Genomic DNA, 11,490 nt, shown 5'->3' with positions numbered 1-11,490 from the left:
AGGAACTACCCATGACTCAGCACCTGTTTCAACCTATCGCCGTTGGCCCCTACACACTGGCTCATCGTGTGGCCATGGCCCCTCTGACCCGCTCCCGAGCCGGCCAGCCGGGCGATCTTCCGACCGCCCTGAACGCCGAGTATTACCGGCAACGCGCCAGTGCCGCCTTGATCATCACCGAAGCCACGCAGATTTCCCGTCAAGGCCAGGGCTACGCCTGGACCCCGGGGATTTACAGTGATGAACAGGTGCAAGGCTGGCGCCAGGTGAGTACACAGGTGCACGAAGCCGGGGGACTGATCTTCATGCAACTGTGGCATGTAGGGCGAGTTTCTCACCCCAGCTTCCAACCCGATAACGCCCTGCCGGTTGCCCCCAGCGCACTGCCGGTGCCAGGCAAGACATTTATCGTCGATGACAATGGCAACGGCGTCTGGGGGGATGTACCCGTACCACGTGCCCTGGAAACTGCGGAGATTGTGCAGATCATCGAGGATTACCGTCGCGCCGCGCGCAACGCCTTGAAAGCCGGGATGGACGGCATTGAAATCCACGCGGGCAACGGTTATCTGCTCGACCAGTTCATCAATAGCAACAGCAACCAGCGTGAAGACGCCTACGGCGGCAGTGTGGAAAATCGCGCGCGCCTGTTGTTGCAAGTCGTCGAGGCGGTTGCCGATGAGGTCGGGGCGGAGCGCGTAGGTGTACGGCTGACACCGATGGGCCGCTTCATGGGCATGGGCGATGCGACTCCCGAAGCCACATTCGGCCATATCGTCAGCGCCCTGAACCGCTGGCCCCTGGCCTACCTGCACCTTGTGGAACCTGCCGTGGTCGGCACCGTCAAGGACGAGCATTTCGATCCGCGCTGGGACGCAATCATCGGCCAACTTCGTACGCAATGGAAAGGCGTGCTGATGGTGGCCGGTGGTTACGATCCGAAAACCGCAGAACATGCCCTGGCCGCCAACCGCGCTGACATCATTGCCTTCGGAAGGCCGTTCCTGGCCAACCCTGACTTGCCACGGCGCATCCGTGAGGGACTGGCGCTCAATGCGTCAGACCCCAGTACATTCTTTGGTGGCGACCAGCGCGGATACACTGATTACCCCGCTCATCCATAAGCCTCAACCCGCGCCGCATTTAACGTCCGGTAATCGAACGAGTTCCCACTTTTGCCGCTTAAGTTCCTGAAGCGGCGGCGGATAGCTCGGTCACTATTATCCAGTCGTTCACGGAGTGGCCTCATGCTCGCCCATCTGAAAATTCGCACCGGTATGTTCGGGGTGCTCCTGCTGTTCGTCATTGCACTGCTGTTCTCGGCCCTGAACGGTTGGTGGTCGGCCGAACGCAGTCACGACCAGATTGACGAGTTGGGGCGCACTTCACGCCAAATCGACGGGATCAACAACGCATTGCTACTGGCCATTCGCACCAGCGCCAATGTGTCCTCGGCGTTTATCGAGACCGTCGGCGCACGCTTTGATGAGTCGCAGGCACGGCTGGTTCGCAGCGAGGCTATCTGGAGCGAGGCCATCGCCAAGCTCGATGCCTCGACCACAGACTTGCGTGAGCCGGCGCTGAAAGCGCTCGCCGACACTCTCAAAGAGGCATTCGCCGAATACGGTACGGCCATCGCCGGCCAGCGCGCCGCCACTCGTGCGCATTCGGCCGATCAGTATTTCCAGGTCAATATCGCTGCCGGCAATAGCATGACCAAGCTGCAGGAAATCCGCGTGAAGCTGGTCGACGCTTTGAATGCCCGCGCCCAAGAGATCAACACGCAAGCGGCTGCGCGGCTGAAGACTGCGCAAACGCTGGCTATCGCCCTGACCCTGTCGACCCTGGCACTCGCGCTCGTCTGCTGGACATTCATTGCCGGCAGGGTCCTGCGGCCATTGCGCGAGGCCGGCGAACACTTCAAACGCATTGCCGGGGGCGACTTGACCTGTGAGGTCGTCTCGCCTGGTCGCAACGAAATCGGCGAGTTGTTCGTTGAACTCCAACGCATGCAGACCCGCCAGCGCGAAACACTGATCCAGATCGCTGACTCCGCCACGCAGTTGGCCTCAGCCGCTGAACAACTCAATGCCGTCACCGAAGAAAGCAACCGTGGCCTGCAACAGCAGGACATGCAACTGGAACAGGCAGCGACAGCCGTCAACCAGATGACCAGCGCGGTCGAAGAAGTGGCGCGCAACGCAGTGTCTACCTCGCAGGCGGCCACCGCCTCCCATACGCTGTCGGAAAGAAGCCGCCAGCAAGTACGCGAGAACATCAGCGGCACGCAATCGATGGCCGCCGAGATTCAGGGCAGCGCAACGCATATCCAGCACCTCGCCGATGAAGTGCGCAACATCGGCAAGGTATTGGACGTGATCCGCTCGGTCTCGGAGCAGACCAACCTGCTGGCCCTCAATGCGGCCATCGAAGCGGCCCGCGCAGGTGAAGCAGGCCGAGGGTTTGCCGTCGTGGCCGACGAGGTGCGCACCCTCGCCTACCGTACCCAGACATCGACCCGCGAGATCGAACAGATGATTGCGAACGTGCAAAGCACGGCCGAACAGGCGGTGGGTTCGATGCGCAGCAGCACGGCGCGGGCGCAAGACACACTGGGTATCACCCAGGCGTCGGGGGCCGTGCTGGAAGATATTTTCGCGGCCATCAGCCAGATCAATGAGCGCAACCTGGTGATTGCCAGTGCAGCCGAAGAGCAGGCTCAGGTTGCCCGTGAGGTGGACAGCAATTTGCTGGCGATCCGCGACCTGTCGGCGCAGTCTGCGGCAGGCGCCTTGCAGACCCGCGCGGCCAGCCAGGCGCTAGCAACGCTGGCCGCGGGGTTGAGCACGCTGGTGGGACGCTTTCGAACCTGACGTTGCCAGGGCCGCGTCAACTCAAGAATTCCAATCCGCGCTCGTCAATCACCGGCACGGTTTCCAGCAAATAACGCTTGAAGCTCTCCAGCGCGGCGTTGTGATTGCTGCGTGCGGGCCATACCAGGTAGTAGCTGTCACCGGTACTGACCGCCTTGTTGTAGGGCAGTACCAGTGAGCCCTTGACCAATTCGTCACCGACCAGCGCCAGGTCACCGATGGAAACGCCGCGCCCCTGGATCGCGGCGGAGATACCCAGTTCCAGGGTGTCGAAAATTTTGCCTTTCTGCCAGGAAACCGCCGACATCAAGCCCACACGCTCCAGCCAGCGTTGCCAATCGCGCCGGTCTCGGGACGGGTGGATCAATTCCGCGGAGAATATCCCCTCACCGCTCAGGTTGTGCTGCTCCAGCAGGCTCGGCGAGCAGACCGGTATCAGCCATTCATCAAACAGCTTGATAAACTCAAGGTCATCGGAAAAACGCCCGTTGCCCAACAACACGGCACAGTCGAACGGCTCGACATCGAAGTTGACGAAATCGACGTCCATCCACTCGCTGGACAATTGCGCCTGCTCTATACCGTTCACGGCATTGAACTCATCCAGCACATGCAGCAACCAGCGCATTGTCAAGGTGGAAGGCGCCTTGACCCTCAGGGTTTTCTCCTTGCGGCTGGTGACGGTGCAGGCATTTTCGATCAGGCGAAAGCCGACTTTCAATTCTTGAGCCAACAATCGTCCGGTCTGGGTGAGGAAAATTTTCGGCCCTTTGCGCTCGAACAATGCGCAGCCAAAATGCTCCTCCAAGGCCTTGACGTGCCGGCTTACGGCGCTTTGGGTGATAAAGAGGGTGTCGGCAGCCTGGGTAAAAGAACTGAAACGCGCAGCCAATTCGAAGGCCCGCAATGCGTAGAGCGGCGGCAGCCGGCGCGCGCCCTGATCAAGCGCATCATGATTCATACTCATCCTTACCCATCATTTTTTTCCGTTTTTAAATACCGTGCGATTGACAAATAATCAACCGTACAAATAAGCGACAGACTTATTAGTCATTTCAAGCGCAACCGAACCCTATAAAAAATCCAATCATGCTTGGCATGCGCCTAACCTCTGCGGCCTTTAATAGTTTTTAAACACACAGCAGATCCTTCACCATGCCTAATTTCAATCAACTCCTGTCTTCCAGTATCCAGCAAGCGAAACTCGACCAGGCGACCGAATCCGATATATTGAATTTTCGTTTATTTGGTAATAAAAAAGGCTTCCTGCATTTAAAAGACCTGCCCATCGGCACAATTCCGCCAACACCGAGCGACCGCGCCAGCCTGCAAAAAGAGTGCACGATCAGTGAGCAGATCATTCTGAAAGCCACGGCCATGCTGGGCGATCCAATTGGTTATATCCAGGAATCCAACGGCGATATCATCAATAACTTTTTCCCGCATAAAAAGTACTCCAAGGGTGCCAACTCGGACAGCTACGACTGTGAGTTGGAACTGCATACCGAAAATGCCTTTCATGCCGTGTCTCCGGATTATCTGGTGCTTTTCTGCCTGCGCCAGGACCCCGGCGCCGAGGCCGCGACCTTCATCAGCTCCATCGATGGCATTCGCGACATTATTACCCCGCATGACCTGAATTATTTCCATGAAGAAAAATACAACTTTCTGTCGGACTACTGCGCCACAGAAAAAAACTGCCGCATTGATATAAACCAAAAACAAACGGTTCTATACGGTGACCCCGAGTCGCCCTATTTCCGCTTTGACCCTCAATTCATGGTGGCCAGCAGCAAGCACGCGCAACTCAAGCTTGAACTCCTGCGCAAGGCCGCCTGGGAAGTCGCCCACCCGGTGCACCTCAAGGCCGGTGACCTGTTGATCATCGACAACCGTAAAACCGCGCATGCCCGCAGTGCGTTCTCAGCTGGCCTGGATGGCCGCGATCGCTGGATCCAACGCACGTTCGCGGTCGCCGGCTATCGCTACTACGCGCAACGCCTGGGCAAAAACCAACGTGTCCTGGACCTGGTAACCACCCTATGAGCATGCTGCACCTGACCTTTGCCCTGGCCGTGTTTTTCCTGATTGCCTCGCCCGGCCCGGTGGTGGCCCTGGTCATCTCCGATGCCAGGCAAGCCTGGCCTGCGGCCACGATCACGGGCGGCGTGGTGTCCGCCCAACTCTTGCTGCTGATCACCCTGACGCTCATCTATACCGCGCTGGATGTGAGCCCGGTGCTGCTGAACTGGGGCCAAGTGGTCGGCGGGCTGTATCTGGCCTGGCTGGGGGTGTCCAGCCTCCTGGCCAGTTCGGACAGCGTTGCCACGGTGCAAAAAAGCCAGCGTCATTTTTTCTGGCGCGCCCTGAAAGTGGGGTTGTCCAACCCGAAAGACATCCTGTTTTTCCTCGCTTTCCTGCCTGGGTTCATCGAACCCAATGGCGACTTCATTAAACAGGGACTGATCCTCGCCCTGATCTGGGGGGTAATCGATATCACCATCCTGCTGATCTATGGCGCCATCTCGCGCCAGATGCTGTCCTTCGCGGTGGCCCAGAAAGTCATGGCCAAGGCCCCCAGTGTATTTCTGCTGGGGATCGGCCTGCTGTCCGGAGTGATGGGCACACAACGGCTGATGCAGGGATGAAAACGTGCAACGCCAAATAATATCATTAAGCCATCATTCAAAAATGATGCTAGGTCACCGTTTAAAAACATGCAACCAAAGCTCGGGCTTTCTTGCCGCTTTACCCCGTGAGGCTTGCTCTTCAACCGACCCAACCGCTGTGACAGTCATCAACCGAAACATGACGGTGAAATAATGAACGCTCAAACGCTGTTTCCTCTCATCGGTAAAGTCATCGCCAGTACGGGCAGCCGCCACTTCTCGCGATTTCTGCATGATCTGGTACTCACCAAGGTGCCCGTGGATGCCACGCACATCACCCATGTGCGCATCGATGGCGCTGACGGCGCGCGCGTAGAGCCCACCGGGGCCGGCGCGGAGATCCTCAGCCCGGAGCACATGTCTTCGTTGATCAAGTCCGCTCAACCCAGAACACCTGAATCACCGACCGCCCTACAGGTGGCAAAGCCCGTCCTCGCGCAATCCGTGGCGAGCTTTTCAGCGTCGGCCGGCGCGTCTTCAAAACCGGCGTTGACGCCCATTCCCTTCAGCTCCCAGCTGCATCTCAAATCCCGGAAAAAAGAATACTTTTATATAATTTCGTTCTACCGCGAACACATCGATGACTTCTCGATGCAGGAGCAGATAATCCTCAAGGATTTCTCCTTGCTCCTGCTGGCGTTGGTAGAGAAGCACATTAATGCGATAAATTCTCAAGGCATGCCGGACAAAAATATCGCCGTTGATGGGCTTGTCCCACAAAACCGGGACATGGATTCCCTGCGCCAGCGTTTTGAGGCTCGCCTGGTGCAATCAGGCTTGAGGCTGTCCAACCGCGAAAAGGAAATCTGCGCCGGCCTGCTGGCGGGGCGTACCGCGCCTGAGCTGGCTGAAGCGCTGGAGCTCAAAGTCAATACCGTGGAAAGCTACTTGAAACGCGCGGTGATCAAGATGGGCATCAGCGGGCGCCATTCGCTGATCCGTTGGATGCATGCCAATCCCGGTAACCCGACGGTGACACGCCTGCAATAAAAAACACCCTGTTTATTCATTTAACAGCAGAATCACTGACACTTTCTTCGTGCAAGCACGCACAACTTTCACGGTTCAAGCGCAGGCGCGGGTTATTACTCTTATTGTCACCTGATTGACAGAGATTCCGGGGACATCCCGCGCCTGAACCGATAGCGGCCGTTGCCGCCTTCCTTCAAACTAAACCGGGTCATAAGTTAACTTGACAGTGCTCACTTTACAGGCTGTTCGGCTAACTTTACGGCTGCGTTTATTTTCCAGCAACAAACGTCATACGGTCATATAACCGGCCCACCGTTTACTGCCTTGAATAACGCTCGTTATTAACGACACGCCGTCTCTTGTTCCATCAACTATCCAGCGCTGCGCTTTGCCGCAGCCGATGAGTGCATGATTATGGAAGAGCTAAGTTATCTGAAGAAAGTCGAATCGAATGCACGCACCTATGCCGCCACGTTCCAGCGCCTGTTCGTCAGCGGCAAAGGCGTGTGGGTCAAGGATGCCCAAGGCAAGGAATACCTCGACTGCCTGGCCAACGCCGGAACCCTGGCCTTGGGGCATAATCCGCCCGTCGTCAAAGAAGCGGTGCTGGATTTCCTCGGCACCGACCAACTGCAACAAGCCTTGGACTTGGCCACACCCGCCAAGCAGGCGTTTGTACAGGAACTGTTTTCCCAATTGCCGGCCGCCATGCGTGACTCCAGCAAGATTCTGTTCTGCGGCCCCAGCGGCTCGGATGCGGTGGAAGCCGCGATCAAACTGGCGCGTCATTACACCAAACGCTCGGCGCTGATGGCCTTTCACGGCGGCTATCACGGTATGACCGCCGGCGCCCTGTCGGCCATGGGCAATCTCAACCCCAAAAACATCCCCAGCGTCACCGCGCAAAACACCCACTTCCTGCCCTTCCCTTATCGCTTCCGCTGCCCGTTCGGCACCGATGGCGAGCAGACGGACCAACTGTCAATCGACTACATCCGCACCGTACTTTGCGACCCGGAAGGTGGCGTCACCCGCCCCGCCGCCGTGCTCGTCGAAGTGGTGCAAGGTGAAGGTGGCTGTATTCCCGCCTCGGCCCAGTGGCTGCGTGGGTTACGCGAGATCACCCGCGAGTTGGGCATTGTGCTGATCATCGACGAAGTGCAGACCGGCCTGGGCCGTACCGGCAGCACCTTTGCCATCGAACATGCCGGTATCGTGCCCGACATCCTGGTGCTGTCCAAGGCGATCGGCGGCGGCTACCCGCTGTCGGTGATTGTCTACGCCGAACACCTCGACACCTGGGGCCCGGGCATGCATGCCGGCACCTTCCGCGGCAATCAGATCGCCATGGTCGCCGGGCGTGCCACCATGCGCCATATCCGCCAGGCCAACCTGGTTGAAAATGCCACGGCACGTGGCGCGCAACTGCTGGCCGGCCTGCAGGAGATCGCCGGGCGATATGACCCGATCGCCGATGTACGCGGACGTGGCCTGATGATCGGGGTCGAGGTCACCAAGTCACGCGTGGACGGCCGGGCGGGCCTGGGTGATGGCACCCTGGCGCGGGCGATCAAGCTCAATTGTTTCGATAACGGCCTGATTATCGAAACCGGCGGTCGTCACGGTTCGGTCCTGCGCTTCCTGCCCGCCCTGACCATCACCGAAGCCCAGGTAGGCAGCGTGCTCGAGCGCTTCGAAGACGCCGTCAGCACCGCCACCGCGCACCGCTTGCACAGCGTTAGTCAGTCGGCCTGACCACCGGCCGCAAAAAAAAGCCCGCCAACCGTCACCGGTGGCGGGCTTTTTAACGGGTGCCTCAGTCCCGTGCGAGGGCTTCGATCGGGTCCAGTCGCGCCGCATTGCGGGCCGGTACAAAGCCGAAGATGATGCCAATCAGGCTTGAACACACGAACGCGGTGACAATCGACTCCAGGGAAAACACCATCTGCCATTCCTTGATCAGCAGGGAAAACACAAAGCCGATCCCGAACGACAACGAGATCCCGATGACTCCGCCGATCAGGCAGACCATCACCGCTTCCACCAGGAACTGTTGGCGAATATCCGACTGACGTGCCCCCACCGCCATGCGGATGCCGATTTCCCGTGTGCGCTCGGTCACCGACACCAGCATGATATTCATCACACCGATGCCGCCCACGACCAGGGAAATCAAGGCGATCAGCGACAGCAGCAACGCCAGCGACTGACTGGTCTTTTGCACCGTCTGCATGATGCTGTCGAGGTTGTAGGTGAAGAAGTCCTTGGTGCCGTGGCGCTGTTCCAGCAGTTTGACCACGTTGGCTTCCACCACCTTGCTCGGCTGCCCGTCCTTGATCCGCACCGTGATGCTATCCAGGTAACGCTGGCCCAACAGGCGGCCGGCTGCGGTTTCGTACGGCACCCAGACATTCAGGGCCTTGCTGGTGTTGAAGATGTTTTTATTCTCCGCCGCCACCCCGATCACCGTGCACGGCAAGTTCCCCACCAGGATGATCTGGCCCAGTGCCTCCACATTCGGGCCGAACAAACGGTTGCGGGTATTGTGGTCAATTACCACGACCTGAGCCTGGCGAGTGTCATCCTCCTGGCTGAAGGTGATGCCTTCGGCGATCTTGATCCCACGCACCTGGAACGAGCTGGCACTCACGCCGTTGACCGTGGCATCCACGTCGATATTGCCAAAGCGCAGCAGCAGGTTGCGCCCGGCGTTGGGGGTTGCGCTGTCGATGTAATGCAACTGACTGAGCGCGGTTACATCGGACAGCACCAGGGTCTGGATGGCAGAGGCATGGCTGTCACCAAAGTCGGTGCCCGGGTAGATATCGATGGTGTTGCTGCCGATCGCCTGGATATCACTGAGGACGTAACGTTTGGCCCCTTCGCCGATCGCCACGATCGACACCACCGAGGTGATGCCGATCACGATCCCCAGCATGGTCAACAACGTGCGCATGCGGTGCGAAATCAACGCGATCCAGGCCATCACGAAGGCTTCCTTGAACAGCCCCAGGCTCGCCACCAGGCGCCGCCCCGGGCTGGCCTTGAGCTGGGTGGCCGCCGGCGCTGCCGCCTCTATCCCGACGCGTTCATTGGCCCGGTCACTGAGGACCTCGCCGTCGCGCATCTCGATGATACGTTCGGCATTCGCCGCGACCTTCGCATCGTGGGTCACGATAATCACGGTGTGCCCCGCCGCGTGCAGCTCCAGCAAGATGTTCATCACTTCCTTGCCGCTGGCGGTGTCGAGGGCGCCGGTCGGTTCGTCGGCCAGAATCACCTCACCGCCGTTCATCAAGGCCCGCGCAATACTCACCCGTTGCTGCTGACCACCGGACAACTGGCTGGGACGGTTGACCAGGTGATTGGCCAGGCCCAGGCGCGCCAGCAGTTCCTTGGCACGGCTGTGGCGCTGGGCTTCCGTGACGCCGGCGTAGATCGACGGCATCTCGACGTTGTGCATGGCGCTCAAGTGCGGCAGCAGGTGGTAACGCTGGAAGATGAAACCGAAGTGATCACGGCGCAGTTCCGCCAGTTCATGGTCTTCCAGGTCGCGGGTTTCACGGCCGTTGATGGTGTAGCTGCCCTCAGTGGCGTAGTCCAGGCAACCCAGGATATTCATCAATGTCGACTTGCCCGACCCCGAGGCGCCGGTGATTGCCACCATTTCCCCGGCGTTGATCGTCAAGTTGACATTCTTGAGGGCCATGAAGGCCTTCTCACCGGCCACAAAACTGCGGCTGATGCCTTTGAGCTCCAACAAGGCTTGAGTCATTGTCAGACCCCCGCCACGGCAGGCGCAGGATCACCGATGACGACTTTGTCGCCTTCTGCCAGGCCATCCTTGATCTGTGCCTTGACGTTATTATTGATCCCCACCTGCACGTTGCGCTCCTGGGCGTGACCGGTCTCGTCGATCACCCGCACCACGTACGAACCGTCCCCATTGCGCTTGCCCAGTGCCGCCACCGGCACCATCAGCACATCCTTGGCGATGTCACGCACGATGCGCACTTGGGCGGTCATCGAAATACGCAGGCGATGTTCCGGGTTGGGCACATCGAACAAGGCGTTGTAGAACACCGCCGTGTTCTGCTTGGGGGTGCCCGCGGCCTGGGTGTCCAGGTAGTTCTGCGGTGCGGGTTCGGTGCCGCGCAGTTTGGCGTAGTAGCGTTTGTCGGCTTCGCCCAGGATGGTGAAGTACACCTCCTGGCCCGGCCGGATATGAATCACATCGGCTTCCGACACCTGGGCCTTGATGGTCATGGTGTCCAGATCGGCCAGTTTCAGCAGCACCGGCGCCAGTTGCTCGGCGATCACGGTCTGGCCTTCCTGGGTGACGATGCCGACCACATCACCGTCAATCGGCGCGACGATACGGGTGTAGCCCAGGTTGACCTTGGCGGTGTCGATCTGGATACGCGCATTTTTCAGTTGGGCATCCAGGGCGACCAGATTGGCGCTCTGTACCAGATAGTTGGATTCGGCGGTCTCGAAATCCTGCCGGGAAATGGCCGCGTCCGATTGCAGTTGGGTGTAACGCTCCCAGACCGATTTGGTCTGGGCAACCTGCGCCGCCGTCGCCTTGCGCTGGGCCTCCAGATTTTCTTCATTGACCTGGGCCTGGCGCAGGGTGTTCTGCAGCACCAAGGGGTCGATTTCCGCCAACCACTCGCCCTTCTTGACCTTATCGCCAAGCTTGACCTTCAGTGACTTCAACTGGCCGGAGACTTGCGCACCGACATCGACCTGCTTGACCCCCTGCAAAATCCCGGTGGCCAGCACTGAGTTTTCGATCTCGCCGCGCTCGACCTTGGCGGTCAGATATTCGGGTGGCTCGGCGGGTGATTGCACCGAATAGACAATCATCCCAGCCACGACCGCCAGCCCCACGCCCCAAAAAACCTTGCGAAACTTCGACTTTTCCATAGATGACCACTAATACGTTGAAAGGTAGACCCGACCGGTGGCCGGGT

General features: G+C 59.1%; 9 protein-coding genes. 6 read left to right on the top strand and 3 right to left on the bottom strand.

Annotation, left to right across the window (positions count from 1 at the left end; genetic code table 11):
• Positions 1-11: 11 nt before the first annotated feature.
• Entirely contained in the window at positions 12-1,124 is a 1,113-nt protein-coding gene (locus DK870_RS28090) for an alkene reductase (protein WP_161550319.1), read from the top strand.
• A gap of 123 nt (positions 1,125-1,247) precedes the next feature.
• Positions 1,248-2,873 carry a methyl-accepting chemotaxis protein gene (locus DK870_RS28085; protein WP_161550318.1) on the top strand — a complete coding sequence of 542 codons (1,626 nt, stop codon included), beginning with the start codon at positions 1,248-1,250 and terminating at the stop codon, positions 2,871-2,873.
• Positions 2,874-2,889: 16 nt separating this feature from the next.
• Here the strand turns inward: DK870_RS28085 and DK870_RS28080 are convergent, their stop codons facing one another.
• Positions 2,890-3,840, bottom strand: coding sequence for a LysR substrate-binding domain-containing protein (locus DK870_RS28080; protein WP_060756402.1), 951 nt, complete (start codon positions 3,838-3,840; stop codon positions 2,890-2,892).
• Between the two features lie 188 nt (positions 3,841-4,028).
• Here DK870_RS28080 and DK870_RS28075 point away from each other — a divergent pair, with 188 nt between their 5' ends.
• The 4 genes from DK870_RS28075 (at position 4,029) to DK870_RS28060 (ending at position 8,269) form a co-directional block, all read left to right on the top strand.
• Positions 4,029-4,919, top strand: a complete 891-nt coding sequence (locus DK870_RS28075; RefSeq protein WP_090372002.1) for a TauD/TfdA family dioxygenase — start codon at positions 4,029-4,031, stop codon at positions 4,917-4,919.
• Positions 4,916-5,521 carry a LysE family translocator gene (locus tag DK870_RS28070; protein WP_060756404.1) on the top strand — a complete coding sequence of 202 codons (606 nt, stop codon included), beginning with the start codon at positions 4,916-4,918 and terminating at the stop codon, positions 5,519-5,521. Before DK870_RS28075 ends, DK870_RS28070 begins: the two co-directional genes overlap by 4 nt.
• Positions 5,522-5,695: 174 nt before the next feature.
• Positions 5,696-6,532 (top strand): helix-turn-helix transcriptional regulator, encoded by an 837-nt coding sequence (locus DK870_RS28065; protein ID WP_081087076.1) that lies wholly within the window; start codon positions 5,696-5,698, stop codon positions 6,530-6,532.
• Positions 6,533-6,928: 396 nt separating this feature from the next.
• Entirely contained in the window at positions 6,929-8,269 is a 1,341-nt protein-coding gene (locus DK870_RS28060) for a diaminobutyrate--2-oxoglutarate transaminase family protein (RefSeq protein ID WP_161550317.1), read from the top strand.
• Between the two features lie 61 nt (positions 8,270-8,330).
• On the opposite strand, the gene DK870_RS28055 is transcribed toward DK870_RS28060, so the two are convergent.
• The gene (locus DK870_RS28055; RefSeq protein WP_161550316.1) at positions 8,331-10,289 is read right to left on the bottom strand and encodes a MacB family efflux pump subunit; all 1,959 of its coding nucleotides are present in this window, start codon (positions 10,287-10,289) and stop codon (positions 8,331-8,333) included.
• A 2-nt stretch (positions 10,290-10,291) separates the two neighbouring features.
• Positions 10,292-11,443: a macrolide transporter subunit MacA gene (gene macA / locus DK870_RS28050; RefSeq protein WP_060756407.1), complete on the bottom strand. Its 1,152-nt coding sequence runs from the start codon at positions 11,441-11,443 to the stop codon at positions 10,292-10,294.
• Positions 11,444-11,490: the final 47 nt, after the last annotated feature.

The organism is Pseudomonas sp. Q1 (assembly GCF_009935975.1).
In the GTDB taxonomy this organism is placed as follows: Bacteria; Pseudomonadota; Gammaproteobacteria; order Pseudomonadales; family Pseudomonadaceae; genus Aquipseudomonas; species Aquipseudomonas palleroniana.
Note: the sequence above shows the minus strand (reverse complement) of the source record. Positions and strands in the feature narration are given on the sequence as shown.

Coding starts and splice junctions, on each gene's coding strand:
- DK870_RS28090 (WP_161550319.1), top strand. CDS start 12: ATGACTCAGCACCTGTTTCAACCTATCGCCGTTGGCCCCTACACACTG.
- DK870_RS28085 (WP_161550318.1), top strand. CDS start 1,248: ATGCTCGCCCATCTGAAAATTCGCACCGGTATGTTCGGGGTGCTCCTG.
- DK870_RS28080 (WP_060756402.1), bottom strand. CDS start 3,840: ATGAGTATGAATCATGATGCGCTTGATCAGGGCGCGCGCCGGCTGCCG.
- DK870_RS28075 (WP_090372002.1), top strand. CDS start 4,029: ATGCCTAATTTCAATCAACTCCTGTCTTCCAGTATCCAGCAAGCGAAA.
- DK870_RS28070 (WP_060756404.1), top strand. CDS start 4,916: ATGAGCATGCTGCACCTGACCTTTGCCCTGGCCGTGTTTTTCCTGATT.
- DK870_RS28065 (WP_081087076.1), top strand. CDS start 5,696: ATGAACGCTCAAACGCTGTTTCCTCTCATCGGTAAAGTCATCGCCAGT.
- DK870_RS28060 (WP_161550317.1), top strand. CDS start 6,929: ATGGAAGAGCTAAGTTATCTGAAGAAAGTCGAATCGAATGCACGCACC.
- DK870_RS28055 (WP_161550316.1), bottom strand. CDS start 10,289: ATGACTCAAGCCTTGTTGGAGCTCAAAGGCATCAGCCGCAGTTTTGTG.
- macA (WP_060756407.1), bottom strand. CDS start 11,443: ATGGAAAAGTCGAAGTTTCGCAAGGTTTTTTGGGGCGTGGGGCTGGCG.